Consider the following 25,532-nt stretch of genomic DNA (forward strand, 5'->3'; position numbering starts at 1 on the left):
CCTACTTAATTAATTTCAACACCTCTCTTGCTATTACTTCATCTGCATCTAATAATGCCAACGCTTTAATATGAGTTGCCAACCTTTGACAAGTCTCATCATCCTGCAATAATGCCATAGCTCTATCCATAAGAACAGTTTTGGCATCTGCGTCTTTCACCATCAATGCTGCTTCTTTGTTGACCAATGCCATGGCATTTTTAGTCTGATGATCTTCTGCGACATTAGGCGACGGCACCAAAATAACAGGCTTACCTACAACACATAGCTCCGATATGGTACCCGCACCTGCCCTCGCAATAATGAGATCAGCAGCGGCATAAGCGTAATCCATCTTCTGTAGAAAGGCAGACATTTTGATACTATTGGGCAGTTTTCCGCCAAGCTCAGCAGTCAGCTTATCGATATAATACCCTCCACATTGCCAGATCACCTGAATACCTGCGGCATTCAGTTTGTCGATATTATTTTTCACACAGTCGTTGAGCGTACCTGCCCCCAAACTCCCTCCTGTCACTAAAATAGTCTTCTTTCCAGCCTCAAGACCGAAACTAACCATTGCCTCACCTTTCTTTCCTTCAATATCCACCGAAGTGCGGCGTATCGGATTTCCGGTCAATAACACTTTTTCCTTTGCAAAAAACTGCTCCATCCCTTCATATGCAACACAGACTTTTTTAGCTTTCCTGCCTAGACTCTTATTCGTTTTTCCAGCAAAAGAATTCTGTTCCTGGATCAACGTTGGCACCCCCATCATATTTGCCATCATCAACAACGGTCCTGAAGCATATCCGCCGACACCTACAGCAACATCTGCTTTAAAGTCCTTGATAATCCTCCTTGCCTTCAACATGCTATCCACCATCTTAAATGGTAAAGACAAATTCTTCCATAAAGACGAGCGGTTAAACCCTTGAATATTCAAACCTACTATCGTATAACCTGCTGCGGGCACTTTCTCCATTTCCATTTTCCCCTCAGCCCCAACAAATAGAATCTCAATATCGGGTTGTGTACGGCGCAAAGCATTAGCAATTGCTATCGCAGGAAAAATATGTCCTCCTGTACCGCCACCACTGATAATTACTTTATTTGCCATTTTGTTAGTATTTAGTATTGAGATGTGAGTATTGAGATACCTATAACTTTATAACCTCTTAACTCTTTAACCTCTTAACTCTTTAACCTTATTAACTTAAAATCAAATCGTCCCAACAACAACCCTTTTGGGCTTTATCACCTCGTCCAATTCTTCTTTACCTTTTAGTTCTTCAATATTCCTACTTACGGACAATATTATCCCTAATGCCACCGATGTGAATAAAATGGAAGTACCGCCCATACTCACCAAGGGAAGCGGAACCCCTGTCACAGGACCTAAACCAACCGCGACAGCCATATTTGCTAAGGCCTGAATCGTGAGGCTAAACCCCAATCCGGCAGCCAAAAAAGCGCCAAATGCCCGGGGACTCATCGTCACGATACGGATACATCGGTACATCAGCGCGAGATACAGAAACAGAAGGATCCCCCCTCCCATAGTCCCATATTCTTCAATGATAATAGCAAAAATAAAATCCGAATAAGGATGTGGCAACACATTACGCTGCACACTATTTCCTGGGCCTTTACCAAATACCCCGCCTGTAGCAATAGCAATCTTGGCATTATTTGCCTGATAGTTTTTATCCTCCTGAAATGGAACACCACTCTCATGCACCTCTTCCGTTTTAAAAAAGCCTTCGATACGACTAAAATAAGTGGCCCTACGAGGCCCTATCGAAATCACGATTAATCCTAACACACCCACTCCCGCAGTAACCAATGCTATCTGCTTAAAAGAGATACGACCAATTAATAGCAGCAACACACTTGTACCAAACAGCATCAATGCCGTTGAAAGGTTGGCCCATGCGATCAATACAAACACCGCACATACAGCTCCCATTATAGGAACAAATGATTTCTTGACATCCTTAATTTCTTCTTGTTTTCTAGAAAGCATTCTAGCCAAAAATGTAATCAAAGCCAACTTTGCCAAATCAGAAGTTTGGAATGTTTGGTTGATAACAGGTATGGTAACCCAACGGGAAGCATCATTGACCGAACTACCAAAAACCAGCGTATACAACAATAATGGAATTGTTATTACCATCAAAATCTTTGAAATCCCTGCGTACCACTTATAATCCAACTTGTGAGACAGATACATCAACACCAAACCAATTGCAACGATCGAAAAATGCTTAAACAAATACATTTCGGTCCCCTTACCTTCTTTATAAGCAAGTGTACCCACAGAGCTATAAACAGCAAGCAAAGACCATCCTGATAGAATTATCACGATAATCCAGATCCATTTATCTCCCTTTAGTTTCGCAAATATTTGTTCCATTCTTTTTTTCCTCTGTTATCGAGTTATGAAGTGATCCTGTTATCGAGTTGGCTTGACAATTTGTTATCTTGTTAACTTGATCACTTGTTAACTAAAGACCTTACAACGCCATCACAGCTTCCTTAAACTTATCACCTCTTTCTTCGTAATTTTTAAACCAATCAAAACTGGCGCAAGCAGGTGACAACAATACGGTATCACCTTTTTTTGCCAAGTGCGAAGCAATCTGAACAGCATCTTCCATAGAGGCACTGTTCACGATCACATCGACCTCATCTTCAAACGCATCATGAATACGTGAAGTATCTTTACCGATACATATAATCGCCTTCACTTTCTGCTTTACCAGATCCAGCAACATGTTATAATCGTTCCCCTTATCCACTCCACCTAAAAGCAGAACAATGTCTGGCGAAAAACTCTCTAACGCATACCATACCGAATTCACGTTCGTCGCTTTGGAATCGTTGATATAATTAACCCCACCAATAAAAGCCACATGCTCCAATCGATGTGGGATATTCACGTAAGAGCCCATACTCTCCTTCATCGTCTGATTGCGCAACTCTTGTACCTTAGCGACCAAACCTGACGCCATATTATTGTACACGTTGTGTCTTCCCTGTAATGATAACTCTTCAATATTCATCGCAAATATTTCTCTATTAGGTGTGTTAATTATTATATCTTTTTTATCGTTCAAGTACGCTCCCTGAGACACCTCATTTTCCTGTGTCATCGGCAGCATAACAGCATTTATTTCAAATCTCGGCAACGCCTTCACCGTCTCTTCATCATCACTACAGTAGATAAAGAAATCTTCTGCCGTTTGATTCTGGATCAATCTAAATTTTGAATTCACATAGTTGACCATCTTGTAATCATACCGATCTAAATGATCTGGTGTAATATTCAATAATACCGCCACATCTGCCCTGAAATGATACATGTCATCAAGCATGAAACTGGATATCTCTAAAACATAGATATCGAAATGAGAACGTGCTACCTGAAAGGCAAAACTCTTCCCTATATTTCCCGCAAGCCCAACGTTTAGACCCGCCTTTTGCAACATGTAATACGTCAGCATAGTCGTTGTGGATTTCCCGTTCGATCCTGTTATACAGATTAAACGAGCATCCGTATACTGAGCAGCAAACTCAATTTCAGAGATCAGTGGAATACCACCATCTCTCAGCTTTTTTATCAAAGGAGCCTTTTCTGGAATTCCGGGACTTTTAACGATCAAATCCGCATTAACAATGGCAGCTTCGGTATGTTGACCACTCTCAAAAGCTATCCCTTCTTCCTGCAATTGCTTCTGGTATGTATCTGCAATAACACCAAGATCCGACACGAACACATCAAAGCCTTTATCCTTACCTAGGATAGCAGCTCCCACACCACTCTCTCCAGCGCCGAGGATTACTAAGCGACCTTTTTGGGGATAATATGTATCAGCAATATTCGCCATCTTATCTAATTTTCAATGTGACTATTGTCAAAATCGCCAAGATAACTCCTACGATTACAAAGCGGGTAACAATCTTAGCTTCATGATACCCCTTTTTCTGATAATGGTGATGCAATGGGGACATCAGAAAAATCCGTTTCCCCTCACCAAACCTCTTTTTCGTATATTTAAAATAGGAGACCTGCATAATGACCGATATATTTTCTATCAAGAACACACCACACAAAACAGGGATCAACAGCTCCTTCCGAATCAAGATTGCGAAAGCTGCGATAATCCCACCGATTGCGAGAGATCCCGTATCGCCCATAAACACCTGGGCCGGATAAGCATTGTACCATAAAAACCCTGTACACGCACCGATAAATGCTCCAGCAAAAATCACCAACTCGCCCGAGTTCGGGATATACATGATATTCAAGTATTCTGAAAAAATAATATTACCAGATACATAAGCCAATATCGCCAAAGTAATCCCTATAATAGCCGAAGTTCCCGTCGCTAATCCATCAATTCCATCCGTAATATTCGCACCGTTGGACACCGCAGTCACGATAAAAACAACAACGAACAAAAACAAAAAAAACGTAGCCCACTTACCTTCTAAGCCAATCACATCCAAAACCTTGGAGTAATCAAACTCATTATTCTTGTAAAAAGGAATGTTCGTTTTAGTTGATTTTACATTTTCTGCATATGTTTTTTCACCAGTCTGTGGATTGATAACAACTTCCACTGGTCTAGACGAACTAGGATTAGAAACCTGTTCCCGTACAACTATATCCGGATGAAAATACATGGTTATAGCAATCAAAGTTCCCAATCCCACTTGACCAATAACTTTAAATCGACCCGCGAGCCCCTCTTTATTCTTACGGAATACTTTAATGTAATCATCCAAAAATCCGATCGCCCCCATCCAAAGGGTAGTAATGATCATGATGATCACGTATATGTTGTCAAGCTTAGCAAATAACAATGTCGGGATCAGAATACCTGCAATGATAATCAATCCTCCCATAGTCGGTGTACCTTGCTTTTTCTTCTCACCTTCCAGACCTAAGTCACGAATAGTCTCCCCGACTTGCTTTTTATGCAACAATCGGATCAGACGGCTACCAAATACTGTTGTAATAATCAGAGAAACGATAACCGCCATGGCCGTCCTGAACGAAATGTACTGAAACAGTCCCGACCCTGGAATATGTAAATGCTCTTGCAACCAAGTAAATAAATAATATAACATCGGCTCTCGTTATTGTTCGTTAAATGTATTTTCTAATTCTTCCCGATCGTCAAAATAATGACGCACACCGTTGATCTCTTGATATTTTTCATGTCCTTTTCCGGCAATAAGCACGATGTCTCCTGGCGAAGCCAGATGACAGGCCGCCCGGATCGCTTCCCTTCTATCCGAGATACTGAATGTATTTTTCTTTTTATCAGCAGGAATACCCGCTTCCATTTCCTTGATAATCGCTAATGGATCCTCTGTACGTGGATTATCCGAAGTGATAATTAACTTATCACTGTACTTCAGCGCTACTTTAGCCATTTCAGGACGCTTAGTCCTGTCTCGATCTCCGCCACACCCCAACACTGTAATAATCTGTTGTCCACCTGTACGCAATTGCTGAATCGTCTCCAAAACATTTTCAACCGCATCCGGTGTATGCGCATAATCAACCACCCCAACAATTCCTTTGGCCGACTGAACTGTTTCAAAACGCCCTTCAGCACCCGATATTTCGCTCAATGCAGTCAACACTTTTAGCGTTTCCTGCTCCAACAAAATGGCCGCACCATATACTGCCAAAATATTATATGCATTAAATCCGCCTACCAATTTGACCCACACATCATGCCCATCGATTTGCAACAACATTCCATCAAAATGGCTCTCCACCACCTTAGCCTTAAAATCTGCCATACTCTGCAGACCATAAGTCTTTCGATGCGAAAAGGTATTCTGCAACATCACTGGACCATTCTTATCATCAATATTGGTTAACGCAAACGCATAGCGATCCAACTCATCAAAAAAGCTCTTTTTAGCCTTAATATAATTACTAAAGGTCTTATGAAAGTCCAAATGATCGTGGGTAATATTCGTAAATATACCACCAGCAAAACGCAATCCCGCAATACGCTGCTGTACCACAGCGTGCGAACTCACTTCCATAAAGCAGTAATCACAACCTTCATCTACCATCTCCCGTAGCAATTGATTTAAAGCCACCGGATCCGGAGTCGTATGAGTAGCCGTTACAACACGGTCACCTATCCGATTTTCTACTGTAGACAACAATCCCACCTGATAGCCGAGATGATCAAAAAGATTAAACAACAAAGTGGCCACCGTCGTCTTTCCGTTGGTTCCCGTCACACCGACCAACTTCAGGTCTTTGGACGGATTACCGTAAAAATTCCCTGCGATAAGCCCCAGCACATACGCACTATCATTGACTAATAAATAAGTCACTGTATCCAGCATATCGGTAGGCAGCTCTTCAACAACCAGTGCTACAGCTCCAGCTGCTACAACTTTGTCTACGAACAAATGTCCATCCGTATGTACACCTCGAACCGCAACGAATAGCGATCCCGCATCAACCTTTCTCGAGTCAAAGCACACCGAAGTGATCTCCACTTCGAGCGAGCCTTCAACCTGAATCACAGGCACTGCATGCAATAACTCTTTTAATATCATATCTAGTTCAATTCAAGTGCAATATTTGTCCCTATTTTCAATTTCTCACCTGGCAACAACGATTGGGAAACAACTTTCCCCTTACCATTCACCCGGCTTTTGAACCCTGCATTCTCCATTGTATATAGTGCATCCACTAATCCCATTCCTACGACATTAGGAACCACTCCTTCACGGATAGACACCTCTACAAAAGGAACTCCTTTCTTTGAAGTATCCGCACCTGCGCCCTGCGCGATACTATTCCAATTATAAGATGTAAACCCTAAGGCTTCGTACACTTTAGTGGAAGCTTCTTTAGATCCAGCCAAGGTCAACGGTGTTTTGGTTCCAGCAACATTCACATCACGCGTAGCGAATGTACCATGCAACGATAAATCATTTGCATACACCATATCAGCCAATTCTTTAAACACCGGTCCCGCTACCGAACCACCATAGTATCCATTCCGCGGATTACGAATCACCACGATCATCGAATACTTCGGGTTCTTCGCTGGAAAATATCCCGCAAAGGAAGATTGGTACCTTCGCTGTCCATACCCTCGCGAATTGTCAGCCATCTGCGCTGTACCTGTCTTTCCTGCAGAAGTATATAACGGGCTTGTTAATTTTTTACCCGTTCCCTGCGTCATCACACCTTCCAACATACGCTGCATTTTGGCTATCGCATCACTAGAAGCCATTTGCTTGTTAATAACACGCGCTTCAAACTTTTCAACCGTATTGCCCAAATGCCGAATCTCCTTTACAAAAAGAGGCGCCACCATTTTACCATCATTAGCCACCCCGTTAAATAGGACCAATGTCTGCAATGGCGTAAGCAATAACTCGTAACCATAAGCCATCTGAATCAAAGACAACTTACTCCAGCTTTTATTCTTTGGTGTCTTCACCACTGGTGTAGCTTCCCCTGGAATCTGCAATCCTAAAGGATCATTTAACCCCCAACTGTGCAGTTTTGAAGTAAATTTGGAAGGGTTCTCGCCATACTTCATATTGATCAACTTCGTGATAGCCACATTGGATGAAGCCTCAAAACCTTCCTTTGCTGTCATCAAAGACTTTTTAGGAGCGTGTGAATCGCGGATCGTATGCGAAGGAACTTTGTAAGTACCATTCCCCACATCCACCACGGTATTCGTATCGATTAGCCCATCGTCTAGCGCCGCCAGATAAGAGGCCAACTTGAATGTTGATCCTGGATCGGCACGCTGCGCTATCGCATAATTAAATTTTTCCCGATATTCACCATCTGTATCTCTGGTAAAGTTTGCAATTGCACGAACTTCTCCCGTTGCAACCTCCATCAATACCACACAACCCTCATCCGCATTAGAGATTTTCATCTGCTTACCCAGCGCACGTTGTGCCATATCCTGCATGTTGACATCGATCGTCGCGATGATATCCGAACCATCTACGGGCGCTACTTCAACCTCTCTATTCAACGGCACCCAAACACCACCAGCGATACGCTGCATCATTTGCGCCCCACTTTTACCTTCTATATAGTCCCCATAAGCACCTTCTAACCCCACACGATATTCATCATTTTTATAACCTATCGTCCGCGCTGCCAAATTCGTAAACGGCAGAATCCGTTTGTTTTGACGAACAGACACCAGACTACTTGAAAAACGGGTTTTGCCCTCTTTAAATGTTTTCATCAATGGAAAGGTCTTTAACACTTTCAAATCCTGATGAGACACCGCTCTTTTTATTAGTACGTAGCGTTGCTTTTTACTACGCGCCTCCTTCAACATATTTAGGTATTGCCGCGACGACTTATCTTTAAAAAAACCAGACAGCCTGACAGCGAGGGAGTCCACTTTGAGATTAAAAACGTCGTTATGCTCCGACGGAATAGCCATTGCGTCAAAACGAATTTCATACTCCGGCACAGAAGTCGCCACCAGACTACCATCATTCGAATAGATATTTCCTCTAGCAGCTTCCACCACACGCTCTTGAATGGTCAGACTATCAGCAATAGCCTTCCATTCTTTTCCATCCACATATTGCAAGTGAAGCAGCTTGGCAAAAACCGCCAAGGCCCCAAATACCATAAGCCCGAAAGCCAGGTACACTCTTACTAATATGGACTTCCTTATATTCATTGCACCTAACCGTTATCCTTACTTTTTATCTTTTAAAACCTCCAATTTTATAGGCGGTTCCGTCCGTTCTTTCAACCCTAGCGTATCCGCCCTTTTTGCGATCTCGGTCTGCGTAGTCAACTTCATCAATTCAGCCGACAGCGACTTATAATCCCAACTCAGCTCCTTCACCTCCTTCCCCAAGCGATCTATCTGACGCACGGTACGCTCTGCCAAATGCCGGTTTGATATATATATCAATGTCAAAAACACCAGAAAGGCGACAAAGGGCAAATTCTTAGTCACTAAATAAGTTGAAATCTTTTTAGGCGAAAAGATCGTTCGGATAAAATCCTGCGTCTCCTCTACCTTTTCCTCAACCTCCTCAAACATTTCCTCTTGAACATCCTCACTCAACTCTTTGTTACGTATCGTGTTTTTTCTAGACATCCCTTTTTTATTTTACACGTCCGACCATATCCATCAAACGTTGTTATATTCAACTAGAAATCACTTTCTAATCCGCTTTCATTTCAGCCAACTTTTCAGCAACTCTCAACTTAGCACTTCTTGATCTATTATTTTCAGCAAGCTCCACCTCAGAGGCTGTAATCGCTTTACGCGTCACCACTTTAAAAGGCTTAATCTCATTTCCAAAAAAATCCTTCTCTACCTCACCTTTAAACTTACCTTTCAACATAAAATTCTTAACCAAGCGATCTTCCAAGGAATGGTAAGACATTATTACCAATCGTCCCCCTGGCTTCAAAACAGAAATTGTCTGCAACAGAAATTCCTGCAATGCCTCCAGCTCCTTATTTACTTCGATACGCAAAGCCTGAAAAACCTGCGCATGATATTTATGCTCCTTCCCCCGAGGCACCATTCTCTTTATCACCTCCTTCAACTCCGCAACCGTTTCAATACCTTTTGTCAGTCTTGCAGTCACAATCGTTTTTGCCAAAGACTTTGCATTCTGCACCTCTCCATACATTCCAAAAATCCGATGCAACTCATCCTCTGGATAGGTATTCAATACTTTTCGAGCATCTAAATCTGACACCTGATCCATCCGCATATCCAAATCCGCATCAAAACGAATCGAAAACCCACGGTCAGCGTCATCAAACTGATGCGACGATACACCGAGATCCCCCAATACACCATCCACCTGCTTAATCCCCTCTAAGCGGAGATAGTTTTTCAAGAATCTAAAGTTTTGATGGATCAACACAAAACGATCATCATCAATTTTATTACGCAGCGCATCCGGATCCTGATCAAAAGCAATTAAACGTCCACCAGGCCCCAACCGTCTTAAAATCTCACGCGAATGCCCACCACCACCAAAGGTGACATCAACATAAACGCCGTTCGGCTTAATTTCCAATGCCTCCATACACTCATGGAGCATAACCGGAACATGATATACCTGATCATTAGCCATCAATACCTCCAAAATCTAAACCACCCATAACTTCTTCCGCCAATGCTGAGAAATCCTCTCCGTCACCCAAATCCATCTTCTCATCATAAACTGCTTTCGGCCATACCTCCACCTTATCAAACTGACATGCCAACACCACATCCCCTTCTATATTTGCATAATCCAAAAGCACTTTCGGCAACAATACTCGACCCGCCGAATCTAGCGACAAAATAGTCGCCCCACGCATAAACTGACGAACAAACTCCCTGTTCTTCGCATTAAACGTATTCAACTTTGAAATCTTAGCAGCCTGCTTATCCCACTCCTCCCGTGTATAGATCACAAGATTCTTATCAAAGCCCCTATTCACAATAAGCCCCTCCTGCTCCACATCCGGCAATTGCCGTTTGAGCGCAGCAGGAACCACCAATCTTCCCTTGGCGTCCAACTTACATTCGAATTCTCCGATGAGCTGAATCATTGAGCTAGTTATGCTAAATTAAATTTCAATTGTAAAAGTATACACTTTCCCCCACAATCCCCCACTTTCCCCCACAAAAAAGTTTTCCACATCGAATTTGAGCTACAAAGCCCCTCAAAAAAGCCCTATAAACAACCAAAAATGAACCTACTTACTGAGTATCAATAAAATCTAAAAATTTATCAAATTGTAATTTCCGCCGCTAGCACACTACCATTTTCATCAAAAAAAGCTACAACCACCTCAGTTTTACCTTATCAGTGGGGCAAAGTGGTAGCCTCTAAAACTTAAAATTATTAATGTGTCATCATTCGTTATTGTCCTCCAAATCCGATAATTTTGCAGCATAGCGATTATTGGCACACAAGCGTTGATAATGGTAATGTTTTTAACTTTTCACTTTATATATAATGTATAGAAGTCATAATTGTGGCGAGCTGCGTGCAGCAGATGTCAACAAAGAAATTACACTTTCGGGATGGGTTCAAAAGAGCCGGGATAAGGGATTTATGATCTGGGTAGATCTTCGGGATAGATACGGGATCACGCAGCTTATTTTTGATGAAGTACGCACCTCCGACAATGTAATGAAGTTGGCCAAATCTTTAAGCCGCGAATATGTTATCCAAGTAAAAGGAACAGTGATCGAGCGTGAGTCAAAAAACAGCAACCTCGCTACTGGAGACATTGAAGTTCTTGTCAACGAGTTAACGATTCTAAACGAAGCACAATTACCTCCTTTCACGATTGAAGATGAGACCGACGGAGGAGAGGATATCCGTATGAAATATCGTTACCTAGATATTCGTCGCAACCCTGTAAAAAACAGTTTATTATTTAGACACAAAGTAACCCAAGAGGTCAGAAATTATCTCTCTAACCTCGACTTCTGCGAAATAGAAACACCTTACCTTATTAAATCCACGCCTGAGGGTGCTCGTGACTTTGTGGTACCATCTCGCATGAATCCAGGTCAGTTCTATGCGCTACCTCAATCTCCACAGACCTTCAAACAATTATTGATGGTAGGTGGCATGGACAAATACTTTCAGATCGTAAAATGCTTCAGAGATGAAGACCTTCGCGCAGACCGCCAACCGGAATTCACACAGATCGACTGTGAGATGGCTTTTATTGAGCAAGAAGACATCTTAAATGTTTTTGAAGGACTGACAAGGCATTTATTAAAATCAATCCATAATATAGATATTGACGCTTTTCCTCGTATGACTTTTGACGAAGCGATGCGTAAATACGGAAATGATAAACCAGACATCCGTTTCGGAATGGAGTTTGGAGAATTAAATACCGTAGCTCAACACAAGGACTTTGCAGTATTCAATAATGCAGAACTTGTTGTCGGCATAGCGGTACCAGGAGCGGCAAGCTACACCCGCAAGGAGATCGATGGTCTTATCGATTGGGTGAAACGTCCTCAGGTTGGAGCGCTAGGCATGGTGTATGTCAAGTGCGAAGCAGATGGATCTTTCAAGTCTTCTGTTGACAAATTCTATGATCAAGCGGACTTAGCGAAGTGGGCTGAAGCTACAGGAGCCAAAGCTGGAGATTTAATTTTAGTATTATCTGGCCCTGCCAACAAAACACGTGCTCAACTAAGTGCGCTACGCATGGAACTAGGCAATCGCATGGGCTTACGTAAACCGGACGAATTTGCACCATTATGGGTTATCGACTTCCCGCTATTAGAATGGGATGAAGACACAAACCGTTTCCACGCGATGCATCACCCATTCACTTCTCCGAAGAAAGAGGACATGCACTTATTAGATACCGATCCTGGCAAAGTCAGAGCAAACGCTTATGACCTTGTTCTTAACGGAAATGAGATCGGCGGTGGATCGATTCGTATCCACAACAAAGAAACACAGGCATTAATGTTTAAGCACCTTGGCTTTACAACTGAGCAGGCTCAAGATCAATTTGGATTCTTGATGAATGCGTTTCAATACGGTGCTCCACCACACGGCGGCTTAGCATTCGGATTAGACCGGCTTACAGCAATATTGGGCGGGCAAGAAACTATCCGCGATTTCATCGCCTTCCCGAAAAACAACTCTGGCCGCGACGTCATGATCGATGCTCCAGCAACAATCGACCAAGCGCAGCTCGAAGAGCTTAGTCTAGCATTAAATGTTAAAGCATAGATCAACAAAACTCCCGCTGCAAAAACAGCGGGAGTTTTTCATTAAAATATACACTTTCAGAAAAAACTTTCATGATTCCTTTAGATCACAAACAAACATGAAAGTTCTTGATGTCCATTAAATACGGACACTTTCAGAAAAAAAGAGTAGTTTTACCACATGGCACAGAACGTTGCAGAGAAATTTTTAAAAGACAGCACCACGAAATCCTTTGACCTCCGTCATCGGGAAATCATCAATAATAATATTGACAAATACAATCTGGCTTTTGAAAAAGGAAAAAGCAAGTTTCTAGATTTAGCCAACTCCAAGAAGAAAGCCAATCTGGTAAAATGGAAGGTAATTGAAAATCTGGATCGATACCTTTTGGATTTCGAAGCAAACTTTACGCGCAATGGCGGTAAAGTAATCTGGGCCAACGACGCTGAGGAGGCGAGACAAGAGATCTGGAAGATCATGGAAAAGCATCAAGCAAAATCCGTCGTAAAATCCAAATCCATGGCTACCGAAGAGATTGAACTCAACCACTTTCTCAACGACAAAGGAATTGACACCATCGAAAGTGATCTGGGTGAGTACATCATTCAATTATTGGATCACAAACCTTATCATTTTGTGACACCAGCGATGCACCTCAGTCTAGAAGACATTGCTAAGCTATTTCACGAAAAATTCGACACTCCGCTAGATGCAACTGCCGAACAGCTCACCATGAAAGCCCGTGAACTTTTACGGTCACATTATACCAGCGCTGACATAGGCATATCAGGTGCTAATTTTTTGATCGCCGACTCGGGAAGTATTGCTATCACCGAAAATGAAGGCAACGCCCGACTGACCACCACCTTTCCGAAGGTACATATAGCTGTCGTAGGTATCGAAAAAATATTACCCAGTCTGGCTGACCTAGACCTATTCTGGCCCTTACTTGCTTCACATGGAACAGGCCAAAACCTCACCGTGTACAACAGTATTTTGAGCGGGCCACGACTAGACACCGACACTGACGGGCCAGACGAAATGTATGTTGTCCTCTTGGACAACGGGCGTTCGCGTCTTCTAGAAAAGAAAGAGCAGCGTCAAGGATTGTACTGTATCCGTTGCGGATCCTGCCTCAATGTATGCCCCATCTATCAAAACATAGGCGGACACACTTACGAGACCACGTACCAAGGACCGATTGGATCGCTCATTTCGCCTCACCTGAGTGGCATGAAAGAGTTTAAGCACCTATCCTATGCTTCCAGTCTTTGCGGCAAATGTACCGAGGTATGTCCAGTAGGGATAGATATACAGAAGATGCTTTTATTAAATCGTCGGGATGCTGTACAAGAAGACCTAACACCAGCGATGGAAAAGCGGATGTGGAAAGGTTTTACCTATGCTATTCAGAGACGTAAACTCATAGATTTTTTTGGCGGTAAACTTAAGAATTTCTTTGTCCGAAATTTCTTCAAGAAAGCTTGGGGCTCCAATAGGGAGTTGCCCGAATTTCCCAAAAAATCCTTTGCACAGCAATGGAAGGAAAAAGAGAAACAACATTAAAAAAGCGAGCCTAGGCTCGCTTTTTTAATGTTGTTTAATCGATATATTCAAAGCCTGTATAGGGCACCAAGACCGCAGGCATTTTAATCCCTTTTTCAGTCTGATTATTCTCTAAAATAGAAGCAACAATACGAGGCAATGCCAAAGCCGATCCATTCAATGTATGCGCCAACTGCATCTTACCGTCTTCATTTTTGAAGCGCACTTTCAATCGATTGGATTGATATGTTTCAAAATTAGATACAGAAGACACCTCCAACCAACGTTCCTGCGCAGCACTGAACACTTCCATGTCATAGGTCAAAGCTGCTGTAAAGCTCATGTCGCCGCCACAAAGACGAAGCACGCGGTAGGGTAACTCTAATTTCTGCAATAGACCTTGTATATAAGCACTCATCTCTTCGATCACTTCGTACGATTTAGCAGGATGCACAATCTGCACAGCCTCTACTTTGTCAAACTGATGCAAACGGTTCAGACCGCGCACATGCGCACCATACGACCCAGCCTCTCTACGAAAACAAGGCGTATACGCACAGTGTCTGATTGGAAACTGCTCTTCCTTAACGATCACATCACGGTACAAGTTTGTTACCGGTACTTCTGCGGTAGGTATAAGATAAAGATCATCATTCGTAACATGGTACATCTGACCTTCCTTATCCGGCAATTGTCCGGTTGCAAAAGCAGACGCCTCATTCACCATTATAGGTACTTCCACTTCCGTATACCCCGCTTCAGCAGCCTGATCTAGAAAATAATTAATCAAGGCACGTTGCAATCGCGCACCTTTACCTTTATAAACCGGGAATCCAGCCCCTGTTACTTTTACACCAAGCTCCAGATCAACGATATCATATTTTGTCAACAACTCCCAATGCGGCAACTTTCCCTCCCCCAATTCCGGTATAGCACCATGTGTCAACACCACCTCATTCTCTTCCGGAGTGATCCCTAGCGGCACCGAACTGTGCGGCAAATTAGGTAATTGCACGATTTTATGGTTCAACTCCTGCTCCACCTGAGATAATTTTTCAATAAACTCCTTCAGTTGCTCTTTATATCCCGAGGATTTTGCTTTAATGGATTCGGCTTCTTCTTTCTTTCCCTGACGCATCAAATCACCAATTTGCTTAGCGGACGAATTTGCTTCAGCAGCAATAGCGTCGGATTCGTTCTGAATCTGACGACGTTGTTCATCCAAGCTAATGATTTCATCAACCAAAGCCACATCTTTAAAGTTTTTCACAGCCAATCTTTCAATGACTGTATCCCTGTTTTCCCGGATAAAATTTAACTGCAACATATATTTTGAGTTTTATGTCGCAAAGATAACCATTTATGTCGCTCAAGTCCTGACTAGCTTACACTTTTTTCCGCCTTTTACTTAATTTCTTTACCTTTGAGTATGCTATACTTAGTCCCTACACCCATTGGCAACTTGGAGGATATGACCTTTAGAGCGATACGTATCCTCAAAGAGTCCGACCTTATACTTGCTGAAGATACACGTACCAGTGCACCGCTATTAAAGCATTTTGGTATTGACAAGAAGGTTTTTGCACATCATCAGCATAACGAACACAAGGCCGTTAATGAGATCATCCGTTTCCTAAAAGAAGGACAACAGATTGCTTTGATTTCTGATGCAGGCACACCCGCGATCTCTGACCCGGGCTTTTTATTGGTAAGAGAGGCTATAAAAGAAGGCATCACCGTGCAGTGTTTACCAGGGGCAACTGCATTTGTACCTGCTCTTGTCAATTCAGGATTACCGAATGACAAATTTTGCTTTGAAGGCTTTTTACCCGTTAAAAAAGGTCGTCAGACCCGAATGAAGCAACTCGCGGAAGAAAAAAGAACAATGATATTTTATGAATCGCCCCACCGTCTACTCAAAACCATAGAAGAGTTTATCACCTATTTCGGTGAAGAGCGACAAGCCTCCATCTCTCGCGAACTGAGTAAACTCTATGAGGAGACCCAACGCGGAACACTCGTCGAATTAAAGGAATACTACGAGAATAACCCGATCAAAGGAGAATTTGTCTTTTGTGTCGCTGGATTAGAATAGCAAGCTTCGTCGCTTGATAAAAGTTTTATTACATATGCTTGAATACAAAGCTTTTTAATTAAGTTTACTTAGCAGATAAAGTTTATATATTGATCATTATCATTGGATAGAAAAAAATGAGTTTAGATAAGTTTATACAAGACGGACAAGACCTTAAAGTTGTAGAAAAAATATACAGCAAAATCGTCGACATGTTGACACACGGCGAATCACTGAGTTATATCGCTTTACAAAAAAAACCAGCTGTAACCCTACTTCCTGATAGTATCGCTATCAGCAACAAACGTATCTTTCTTTGCGAATTCACCAAATTAGGACTAGCGACCAATTTTGAAATATTCTCTTGGAAGGATATTAAAGACATCGCTTTCAAAGAAGAAATATTTGGCTCAAAGGTGACTGTAATTCCATTTACCGGAGAAAACCTGAGCATCGACTACATTCCTAAGACACAGGCGCGCAAGCTGTATCAACTCATCAAAGAAGCATTAGAAAATGTCAAAATCGAAGGTGAGGAACCTGCACCTGCTACAAAGCCGATAGTCCCTATCCGTGATCTTTACGAAGGCCCAAAGAGAGAAACCCCAACCCCCACCCCCATCCAGCCGGTTTTCGAGGCGCCACAACAACCCCTGATCGAACAGCCTATTGTCGTCCAAGACAATATACGTGTTGAACCCACTCCAATCTTCGAAAGAACAGAAGCTACACCTGCTGCTACAGAGGTCGAAGAAGATGAAATCACATTAAAGTTGAAAAAGTTGAAAGGACTGTTTGACAAACAACTGATCTCTCAAGCAGAATACGAAAGTAAGAAAGCCGAAATTCTATCTCAGTTATAACATAGCACGTGAAACAAAACTATTTACTGGCATTACTCAGTGCCATTCTGCTATGGCTCGCCTGGCCACCGATTCCTTACACCGGATTCTTATTGCTCGTAGGCTTCGTTCCTCTTCTAGTAGCTGTTGAGCGTATTATCCGGGGAGACTATCGCAAAAAAGGTGCGAAGATATTTAAAGTCGCTTTCTTAACGGGGTTTGTCTGGAATACAGCATCTATCTATTGGGTATTCAACGCCATGAATGCATTCTTACCCACAGCGGTATCTTTGCTTATCGCACTGATTCCGTATGCATTAGCCCCGCTACTTATGGCATCAGCGTTTAGGCTGTACTACCAGCTTCGTAAACAACGACACATTGCAGTAAGCTTTATTGGGCTCGTGTCTTTATGGATCGGTTACGAATACTTGCACCAGACTTGGGGTCTAGCATTTCCTTGGATGAATCTAGGCAATGGACTCGCTAATGTCCATCAATTGATACAATGGTATAGTATTACAGGCGTGTACGGAGGTACACTTTGGATTTGGTTGACCAATATCTTTGCGTTCCTTTTGTATTGGCAATACAAAGAAAAAGTTACGGCTTTTTCGCAAAAAAGATTAATTGTAGGGCTACTATCAACGATCTTATTACCGATAACCGTTTCACTGATTCAATATTTTAATTACGAGGAGCACATCAACCCTTCGGAAGTTGTCGTCGTGCAACCCAATATTGATCCTTACCAGAAATTTGGTTCGATCACTCCTGAAGAACAGTTGGACAGACTATTCAAGCTTTCCGAAAGCGTGGCCAAACCCAATACCGAATTCTTCTTATGGCCAGAAACAGCCATTTCCGACCGTAACGGCATCGATGAGGAAGAGTTTAGAGCATATCCAGCTTACGAAAACAGTGTTTCTTTTTTAGAGAAGTACCACAATGGTAATATTCTCTCTGGGATCGAAAGCTATCGTATGTACTCGGATCAGAAGACACCTACCGCTAGGCCTTACGGTGATAGATTTGAAGATTACTTCAACGCCGCCGTACTGATTGATGGATCGAGCAAAGTACAATTTTACCACAAATCGAAGTTAGTACCCGGGGTAGAACAAATGCCCTTTGGCAAAGCGTTATCTTTTATGAAGCCCCTCTTTGAACATTTTGGAGGTACTACTGGAGGCTACGGCTACGACAAAGAACCTTCTGTGTTCTATAGTCAGAGTGGTATTGGTGCAGCTCCGGTGATCTGCTACGAATCCATTTGGGGCGAATACGTCTCCGAATACATCAAAAAGGGAGCACAGTTTATCGCTATCGTCACCAATGACGGCTGGTGGAAAGATACCTCGGGCAAAGACCAGCATTTGGCCTATGCCAAGCTAAGAGCAATCGAGAATAGACGATGGGTAGCTCGTTCCGCCAATACCGGAATATCCGGTTTTATCAATCAACGTGGTGATATCGTGCAACAGACAGAATGGTGGGTTCCAGCAGCACTAAGCCAAGAGATCAACCTGAATGAGGATATCACATTTTACACACAATATGGCGATCTTATTGCCTATTTAGGTTTATTGGGCTGCTCTGCAAGTGTTTTGCTCTTATTCATTCCAATACCTAGTCGAAAAAAACTTTCATAATCCCATTGAATCGCCAACAGATATGAACCGAACCCGATTGTATCGCGTGAGCTCTTGTGAATGCTAACAATAAAGTAAAATGTTATGAAAAAAGTTCTTGTTGGCCATTAAACCGAACGAAGAGAGCTCATTGATGCCTTAAAATATAATGTCGAATCAATAATACGGACACGTTCAGAAAAAAAATACAAAGAAATACACGCACAATAATTAATTTTGCTACATGCAAGTATATCTAGACAACGCAGCTACTACAGCACTTGATCCTGAGGTCATTGAAGTCATGACGGCTACTATGCAAAATGATTTTGGGAATCCATCATCCATACACACGCATGGTAGGCAGGTAAAAACTATTATCGAAAAAGCAAGAAAAACCATTGCCAACTTGCTGCACGCCTCTCCTTCCGAAATCTTCTTCACTTCGGGCGGTACCGAAGCGGACAATATGGCTATTTTCCGTTCTATTGAAGATTTTGGCATTACACATGCCATTACCTCTCCCATTGAGCACCATGCTGTACTCCATACTTTAGAAGAGCTCGAAAAATCGGGCAAAATCCATCTTGACATATTAAATCTGGATAGTGAAGGACATATAGACTTACAACATCTGGAACAACTCTTAGCATCCAATCCGCGCAGCTTTGTATCCATTATGCAAGCCAACAATGAGATAGGCAATCTTACAGATCTGCAGCAAGTATCCGAAATATGCGAACGATATAATGCAGTATTGCATTCGGATACCGTACAGACGATGGGGCATTATACGCACAATCTATCGGAACTTAAAATAGACTTCATTACTGGAGCTGGTCATAAGTTTCATGGTCCGAAAGGTGTCGGGTTTTTATATATCAACGGTAAGAACAAAATCAAACCTTTAATCTATGGTGGGGCCCAAGAGCGCAACATGCGTGGTGGGACAGAGAATGTTTATGGTATAGCGGGCATCGCTCGGGCACTCGAGATCGCTTATCGTGATATGGAGGAACATCAGGCCTACATTCAAGGACTAAAAGACTATATGATTGACGAATTGTCAAAGGCTATACCTGAGATCCAATTCAATGGTTGTATAGATCCTAAGCGCTCCCTCTACACTGTATTGAATGTTTCACTACCTTGTACAGAAATGGCCGATGTACTATTGTTCAATCTCGATATCATGGGAATCTCCGCATCCGGTGGTAGCGCATGCAGTTCCGGATCCGACATCGGCTCACACGTCCTTACAGGTATCAAAGCCGATAGCGCAAGACCATCTGTCCGCTTTTCCTTCTGCAAATGGAATACCAAAGAGGAGATAGACTTTGTTGTAGAAAAATTAAAGGAAATCTGCGAACATAAATAAAAAAAGGAACTAGAAAGTTCCTTTTTTATTTTACTCCAACCGGGCCAATTGATACCGCTCGGCCAAGTCGCCTGTTATTTCATTTCCGGACAGATCTAACTGTACAAGAATCTCACTTTCGATCTTATACTTATAGTCCACTCCGTCCAATATCAATTTATTTTTTTCGATTTGCCATTTTCCTTCTTTCACAAACCGATCATCCGATTTACCATCGTACATATAGATTAAGGTGTAGGAATGATTGCGATGCAATTCCAGCACGGTACTGATCGCATCACAGTCTACACAAGGGAGGCTTCCGCCATAAACACCCACGACGTTTGCGGCCAATAGCTCTATATTCTCCAGCTTATCTTTTGCTGTAGTTCTCTTTTTATTGTTTATACAACCAACAAAAAGAGCAATCGCTATTAAAGCAGTCGATATGTAGGCGAAAATCCGCATTTGAACTTCTTTCCAAAAGAAGTTCAAAAACAGTACCAAAAATTAGTCTTTAACAGATTTTGCCCTACTTAATAGTCGTCTTCATCCTCTAGCCCACGCAAAAGATTCAACGCCGCCTGCAATTCACCCATAGCATGCCTATTCCGCATCTTGTTTGCAACTAATATCCCCTTTTCGTAAATCAGTTCTGCTGCCTCCTTTTCGTTTTGCTTCTCCAAAAATTTAGCATAATGATAGTAGGTACCTACATAGTCAGGATAGACCGATACTAGATTCTCAAACCCTGCCCTACTCCGATCGCGGTCATCCAATTTAACATATTCCATGGTGAGCGCATAGTGTAAGAAAGGATCATTGGGGGTTTCTTTTATAAAGTCGTTAAGCTGCGCAATCCTATCCATCGGTATTAAAATTTAGTGATAATCTACAAAGAAAACCAAAGACCATCAAAAAACAAAATACTACTTTTCTAATATTGTAAAACGATAGTGCTCACTCTGTCCTCCATGCCAGACAGGCGTGACACTTGGTATCGGCCAAGTGTCCAAGCCTAGTCGCTCGAATATTCTGACCGTACGGCAGTGCCTCCCCTTACTGTTGTCAGAATCTTCACAGGCGACACTGGTCTTCCTTGTAAGTGAATGCTAAATAAAGCAAAGCTCCCTACATTCGCTCCTTTTATCGCCTACAAATTTTTGATAATAGCAGAGGGAAGCATGGACATTGTATCAAAAATTTTAAGCGAGGAGTTTAGCTTCGCTGAGTTACACTTCGTTTCGGTTTTGCTTACTTTTTGCGGAAAACGACTAAGTCCTCATTCATTCCTTTGAAAGCTCAAAGTCATTGAATAAAAGTAAGAGCCACTCGCGGCAGAAGCGAGAATTGATATTATGCGTGCATAGGATTTTACAAAATTTTGACTATATTTGATAAGTAAACTTAAGTGTAAATCAGTAGATTTGAAATAAAAGATTAGTATATGAAGATATTAGTATGCATAAGTAATGTCCCTGACACTACATCGAAAATAACATTTTCCAACGAAAACACAACCTTCAATTCGACCGGCGTCCAGTACATCATCAACCCTTACGACGAGATTGCTTTATCCAAGGCTGTTGACCTAGCTACAGCAGCTAGTGGAACAGTTACGGCAATCACCGTAGGAGATGCGGGTACAGAACCTACCATCCGTAAGGCATTGGCGATAGGTGCAGACAATGCAGTGCGTATCAACGCATCACCTTCCGATGCGTGGTTTGTAGCCAACCAAATTGCCGCATATGCCAAAAACAACAGTTTCGATTTAATCTTGACGGGTCGTGAATCCATCGATTACAACGGGACACAGGTAGCGGCCATGCTGGGCGAGTTATTGGGCATTCCCTCCGTATCCATTGCCAAAGGCTTGCATATCGAAAATGGTCAAGCTAGTGTCGAACGTGAAATAGAAGGCGGCAAAGAAGTCTTATCCGCATCATTACCTATCGTCATCGGTGCAGCCGAAGGAGTAGCTGAGCCTAAAATCCCTAATATGCGTGGCATCATGGGTGCACGCACAAAACCTTTGGATGTAATCGAGCCCATTGCTATCGATGCCCTTACAAAAATCACCTCCTATGCGACTCCAGCACCAAGAGGTAGCGTAACCCTAGTGAAGGAAGATCAGGTGGAGGAGCTTGTCAACCTATTACACAATGAAGCGAAAGTGATCTAATAAGGATTACTTCCAAACTATAAACAAGAATTCTTATGTCAGTATTAATATATATAGAGAATACAGAAGGTCAATTCAAGAAATCTGCTTTTGAAGCAGCATCTTACGGTAAGGCGATAGCGGACCTACTTCAAACCGAAGCCGTCGCTATATCCATCGGTGATGTGCAAGATACCGAACTGCAAAAATTAGGCAATTATGGAATTTCAAAAGTCCTTAAAGTCTCCACGGATAGCCTCAAGTCGTTTGTCAACCAAGCCTATGCCGCGATTATAGCTTCTGCCGTACAAAAAGAGAATGCGTCTGTAGTCATCCTTTCCAATACTTTTAGCGGCAAAGGACTTGCGCCACGTGTAGCCGCAAAATTAAGCGCTGGTATGGTATCAGGAGCCTCCGCTGTACCGCATATAGCAGGCAATTCGTTTGAAGTACAGACGTCGGCTTTTTCAAACAAAGCAATTGCTACGGTATCACTTCAGTCTGCCATAAAAGTATTGACGGTAAATCCTAACGCATTTGCAGCAAAAGAAACCGGCGGCACTGCAACCATTGAAAGTTACACGCCTGATTTTGCATCGTCAGATCTTAATACATTAGTTAAAGAAATTGTGCGTGCTACCGATACTATTTCGTTGCCAGAAGCGGAGATCGTTGTATCGGCAGGAAGAGGTCTCAAAGGTCCAGAAAACTGGGCTATGATCGAAGAACTTGCTCAAGTATTGGGAGCTGCTACAGCCTGCTCAAAACCAGTTTCAGATGCAGGATGGAGACCGCATTCAGAACACGTCGGTCAGACGGGAATTGTGGTAAGCCCTAATTTGTACATCGCTATCGGTATATCTGGTGCGATACAGCACTTAGCCGGGGTTTCTTCATCCAAGACTATAGTCGTCATCAACAAAGACCCGGAGGCCCCTTTCTTCAAGGTAGCCGATTATGGCATCGTAGGAGATGCTTTCGTCGTCGTTCCAAAATTGATTGAAGCTTTAAAAAAACATAAAGGAAATTAAAAAATTAGAGAAGCAACGGCACCAAGTACTTGGTGCCGTTGCTTATTTCCCTCATTTTATCTAAGTTTGTACCATTGGAAGAGGAAGTCGCCTAATCCATATCACAGCGTGAATTAGGATGAAGAAACTAAAGTTAGACATTGTAGGCTTATCGTATAGCCAGACCCAGTCTGGAGCGTATGCATTGGTCTTGGGCGAAGTTAATGGGAACAGACGTCTTCCCATCATCATTGGTGGATTTGAAGCGCAAGCTATCGCGGTTGAAATTGAGAAAATGACGCCCAGTAGACCACTGACCCACGATCTTTTCAAATCCTTCGCAGAAGCCTTCCATATCGAATTAGAAGAAGTACTGATCTATAACCTAGTCGATGGGATTTTCTTTGCGAAGATCATTTGCAAAACCTCCAATAACCTCAAGGTAGAGCTCGATGCCCGCACATCAGATGCCGTAGCGCTGGCGGTACGTTTCGGTTGCCCGATCTTCACCTACGACTTTATCATGTCTTCGGCAGGGATCATTATTGAAAATAATGATTTTGCCTTTTTAGAAAACATATCCTCTGCCTCAGCAGCAGAAACAGACAATCCGACTTCCACTCCCGAAGAAAAAAAGAAAAAACCTATTGAGCCTCCCTCTCCTTACGCTTCATTGAGCGATGAGCAACTGAACAAGACGTTACAAAAAGCTATCGACAATGAACAGTACGAGGCCGCAGCCCGCATTCGGGATGAGATCGAAAGAAGAAAATCATAATACACATATATGTCTATTAAACTAAGACTGACCATCATGAACTTCCTGCAGTTTTTTGTGTGGGGAGCATGGTTGATCACCATAGCCAATTATTGGTTTGGCACCAAGCAATGGGATGGCACACAGTTTGGCGCCATTTTTTCGACGATGGGGATTGCCTCCTTATTTATGCCCACCCTGATGGGGATTATCGCCGATAGATGGGTCAATGCGGAGCGTCTTTATATCGGCCTCCACCTGCTCTATGCGGCCTGCTTGATTTATCTAGCACGGGTCACGAGTCCAGACAGCTTTTTCACGGTGATGTTATTGGCCATGTGCTGTTACATGCCTACCCTCGCGCTATCCAACTCTATTGCCTACAGCTCCTTGACCAAAGGCAATCACGATCTGATCAAAGCATTTCCCTTAATTCGAGTGTGGGGCACAGTAGGATTTATAGCGGCCATGTGGCTCACCAACCTTACAGGCAATAAAGCGACCGAGTATCAATTTTATATCGCAGCAGGTGGCTCTATATTCCTCGGCATATACGCGCTATTCATGATACCAAAATGCCCTCCCCAACACCTCACCAAAGAAAACGCAAAACTTACCGAACTCTTGGGATTAGAGGCGTTTAAGTTATTTGGCAACTATAAGATGGCCTTATTTTTCATTTTTTCGATGTTTTTAGGGGCCGCTCTTCAGTTGACCAATGCCTACGGCGATGTGTTCTTAAGTGAATTTGCCTTCTATCCAAAATATGTAGATTCCTTAGTGGTCGAAAGATCAACGATCATCATGTCGATATCACAGATCTCCGAGACCCTATTCATCTTAGCGATACCTTTCTTCCTAAAGCGATTTGGCATCCGTAATGTTATGCTTTTCGCGATGGTAGCCTGGGTATTACGCTTCGGTCTATTTGCTTATGGAGATCCTTCCTCTGGTTTATGGATGATCATCTTATCCTGTATCGTATACGGAATGGCTTTTGACTTTTTCAATATCTCCGGGTCTCTTTTTGTCGAAACATCCACAGACTCTAAGATACGCTCTTCCGCACAGGGACTATTTATGATGATGACTAATGGATTTGGGGCTATATTGGGCTCACAGGTTTCCGGATGGTTGATTGACAAGTATTATACCCAACCCTACAACGATATCAATGCATTGGCAAGCCGACTGGACACTTCAGCAGATAATCCCAAACTTTTGGACCTTATCGCTCAGAAAGGGGTTCAGATTACAAATGGTACATTTGACGCAGCAATATACCTCAAAGACTGGCAACATATCTGGCTCGCCTTCGCTGCATATACCTTGGTGATTGTTATTGCTTTCTCTATTTTGTTCAAGCACAAGCACGATCCAAAAGATTTAGAAAATACAGGTCATTAAAAAAGAGCTCTTC

The 25,532-nt window shown here is 42.6% G+C and carries 22 protein-coding genes; 10 read left to right on the top strand and 12 right to left on the bottom strand.

Annotated elements, in window-relative coordinates:
* Position 1: 1 nt before the first annotated feature.
* The 9 genes from murG to mraZ all read right to left on the bottom strand — a co-directional run bounded on the left by murG (position 2) and on the right by mraZ (position 10,588).
* Positions 2-1,099: an undecaprenyldiphospho-muramoylpentapeptide beta-N-acetylglucosaminyltransferase gene (gene murG / locus G7B20_RS17830; protein ID WP_164112778.1), complete on the bottom strand. Its 1,098-nt coding sequence runs from the start codon at positions 1,097-1,099 to the stop codon at positions 2-4.
* A gap of 102 nt (positions 1,100-1,201) precedes the next feature.
* A complete protein-coding gene (locus G7B20_RS17835) occupies positions 1,202-2,395 on the bottom strand; it encodes an FtsW/RodA/SpoVE family cell cycle protein (protein ID WP_164112779.1) in 1,194 nt (397 codons plus the stop codon).
* A 100-nt stretch (positions 2,396-2,495) separates the two neighbouring features.
* Entirely contained in the window at positions 2,496-3,869 is a 1,374-nt protein-coding gene (gene murD / locus G7B20_RS17840; RefSeq protein WP_164112780.1) for a UDP-N-acetylmuramoyl-L-alanine--D-glutamate ligase, read from the bottom strand.
* A 1-nt stretch (position 3,870) separates the two neighbouring features.
* The gene (gene mraY, locus G7B20_RS17845; RefSeq protein ID WP_164112781.1) at positions 3,871-5,115 is read right to left on the bottom strand and encodes a phospho-N-acetylmuramoyl-pentapeptide-transferase; all 1,245 of its coding nucleotides are present in this window, start codon (positions 5,113-5,115) and stop codon (positions 3,871-3,873) included.
* Between the two features lie 9 nt (positions 5,116-5,124).
* A complete protein-coding gene (locus G7B20_RS17850) occupies positions 5,125-6,579 on the bottom strand; it encodes a UDP-N-acetylmuramoyl-L-alanyl-D-glutamate--2,6-diaminopimelate ligase (protein WP_164112782.1) in 1,455 nt (484 codons plus the stop codon).
* A 2-nt stretch (positions 6,580-6,581) separates the two neighbouring features.
* The gene (locus G7B20_RS17855) at positions 6,582-8,699 is read right to left on the bottom strand and encodes a penicillin-binding protein (protein WP_164112783.1); all 2,118 of its coding nucleotides are present in this window, start codon (positions 8,697-8,699) and stop codon (positions 6,582-6,584) included.
* 18 nt (positions 8,700-8,717) lie between these two features.
* On the bottom strand, positions 8,718-9,128 hold the full coding sequence (locus G7B20_RS17860) for an FtsL-like putative cell division protein (protein WP_164112784.1): 411 nt from the start codon (positions 9,126-9,128) through the stop codon (positions 8,718-8,720).
* A 67-nt stretch (positions 9,129-9,195) separates the two neighbouring features.
* Positions 9,196-10,125 (bottom strand): 16S rRNA (cytosine(1402)-N(4))-methyltransferase RsmH, encoded by a 930-nt coding sequence (gene rsmH, locus G7B20_RS17865; RefSeq protein WP_164112785.1) that lies wholly within the window; start codon positions 10,123-10,125, stop codon positions 9,196-9,198.
* Positions 10,118-10,588 carry a division/cell wall cluster transcriptional repressor MraZ gene (gene mraZ, locus G7B20_RS17870; RefSeq protein ID WP_164112786.1) on the bottom strand — a complete coding sequence of 157 codons (471 nt, stop codon included), beginning with the start codon at positions 10,586-10,588 and terminating at the stop codon, positions 10,118-10,120. The genes rsmH and mraZ overlap by 8 nt, the downstream gene beginning before the upstream one ends.
* Positions 10,589-10,998: 410 nt before the next feature.
* Between mraZ and aspS the strand changes: the two genes are divergently transcribed.
* Together aspS and G7B20_RS17880 are read left to right on the top strand one after the other, a co-directional pair.
* Positions 10,999-12,753, top strand: a complete 1,755-nt coding sequence (gene aspS / locus G7B20_RS17875) for an aspartate--tRNA ligase (protein WP_164112787.1) — start codon at positions 10,999-11,001, stop codon at positions 12,751-12,753.
* A 159-nt stretch (positions 12,754-12,912) separates the two neighbouring features.
* Positions 12,913-14,298, top strand: a complete 1,386-nt coding sequence (locus tag G7B20_RS17880; protein ID WP_164112788.1) for a LutB/LldF family L-lactate oxidation iron-sulfur protein — start codon at positions 12,913-12,915, stop codon at positions 14,296-14,298.
* 34 nt (positions 14,299-14,332) lie between these two features.
* Here G7B20_RS17880 and serS read toward each other — a convergent pair whose 3' ends face one another.
* Complete coding sequence (gene serS / locus G7B20_RS17885; RefSeq protein ID WP_164112789.1) at positions 14,333-15,604, bottom strand: serine--tRNA ligase; 1,272 nt, start codon at positions 15,602-15,604, stop codon at positions 14,333-14,335.
* Between the two features lie 102 nt (positions 15,605-15,706).
* Between serS and rsmI the strand changes: the two genes are divergently transcribed.
* The 4 genes from rsmI to G7B20_RS17905 all read left to right on the top strand — a co-directional run bounded on the left by rsmI (position 15,707) and on the right by G7B20_RS17905 (position 20,202).
* Positions 15,707-16,372: a 16S rRNA (cytidine(1402)-2'-O)-methyltransferase gene (gene rsmI / locus G7B20_RS17890; protein ID WP_164112790.1), complete on the top strand. Its 666-nt coding sequence runs from the start codon at positions 15,707-15,709 to the stop codon at positions 16,370-16,372.
* Between the two features lie 116 nt (positions 16,373-16,488).
* Positions 16,489-17,214 carry a PH domain-containing protein gene (locus G7B20_RS17895; RefSeq protein ID WP_164112791.1) on the top strand — a complete coding sequence of 242 codons (726 nt, stop codon included), beginning with the start codon at positions 16,489-16,491 and terminating at the stop codon, positions 17,212-17,214.
* 8 nt (positions 17,215-17,222) lie between these two features.
* Complete coding sequence (lnt, locus tag G7B20_RS17900; RefSeq protein ID WP_164112792.1) at positions 17,223-18,845, top strand: apolipoprotein N-acyltransferase; 1,623 nt, start codon at positions 17,223-17,225, stop codon at positions 18,843-18,845.
* A gap of 223 nt (positions 18,846-19,068) precedes the next feature.
* Positions 19,069-20,202, top strand: a complete 1,134-nt coding sequence (locus G7B20_RS17905; protein WP_164112793.1) for a cysteine desulfurase family protein — start codon at positions 19,069-19,071, stop codon at positions 20,200-20,202.
* Positions 20,203-20,232: 30 nt separating this feature from the next.
* Here the strand turns inward: G7B20_RS17905 and G7B20_RS17910 are convergent, their stop codons facing one another.
* Both G7B20_RS17910 and G7B20_RS17915 read right to left on the bottom strand, forming a co-directional pair.
* On the bottom strand, positions 20,233-20,688 hold the full coding sequence (locus G7B20_RS17910) for a copper resistance protein NlpE (protein ID WP_164112794.1): 456 nt from the start codon (positions 20,686-20,688) through the stop codon (positions 20,233-20,235).
* A 29-nt stretch (positions 20,689-20,717) separates the two neighbouring features.
* On the bottom strand, positions 20,718-21,050 hold the full coding sequence (locus G7B20_RS17915) for a tetratricopeptide repeat protein (RefSeq protein ID WP_164112795.1): 333 nt from the start codon (positions 21,048-21,050) through the stop codon (positions 20,718-20,720).
* A 578-nt stretch (positions 21,051-21,628) separates the two neighbouring features.
* On the opposite strand from G7B20_RS17915, the gene G7B20_RS17920 reads away from it, so the two are divergent.
* The 4 genes from G7B20_RS17920 to G7B20_RS17935 all read left to right on the top strand — a co-directional run bounded on the left by G7B20_RS17920 (position 21,629) and on the right by G7B20_RS17935 (position 25,519).
* On the top strand, positions 21,629-22,366 hold the full coding sequence (locus G7B20_RS17920) for an electron transfer flavoprotein subunit beta/FixA family protein (RefSeq protein WP_164112796.1): 738 nt from the start codon (positions 21,629-21,631) through the stop codon (positions 22,364-22,366).
* A 35-nt stretch (positions 22,367-22,401) separates the two neighbouring features.
* Positions 22,402-23,376, top strand: coding sequence for an electron transfer flavoprotein subunit alpha/FixB family protein (locus G7B20_RS17925; protein WP_164112797.1), 975 nt, complete (start codon positions 22,402-22,404; stop codon positions 23,374-23,376).
* Between the two features lie 118 nt (positions 23,377-23,494).
* Positions 23,495-24,133, top strand: a complete 639-nt coding sequence (locus tag G7B20_RS17930; protein ID WP_164112798.1) for a bifunctional nuclease family protein — start codon at positions 23,495-23,497, stop codon at positions 24,131-24,133.
* 9 nt (positions 24,134-24,142) lie between these two features.
* On the top strand, positions 24,143-25,519 hold the full coding sequence (locus G7B20_RS17935) for a nucleoside permease (protein ID WP_164112799.1): 1,377 nt from the start codon (positions 24,143-24,145) through the stop codon (positions 25,517-25,519).
* Positions 25,520-25,532: the final 13 nt, after the last annotated feature.

This window comes from Sphingobacterium sp. xlx-96 (genome assembly GCF_011007365.1).
Classification (GTDB): domain Bacteria; phylum Bacteroidota; class Bacteroidia; order Sphingobacteriales; family Sphingobacteriaceae; genus Sphingobacterium; species Sphingobacterium luzhongxinii.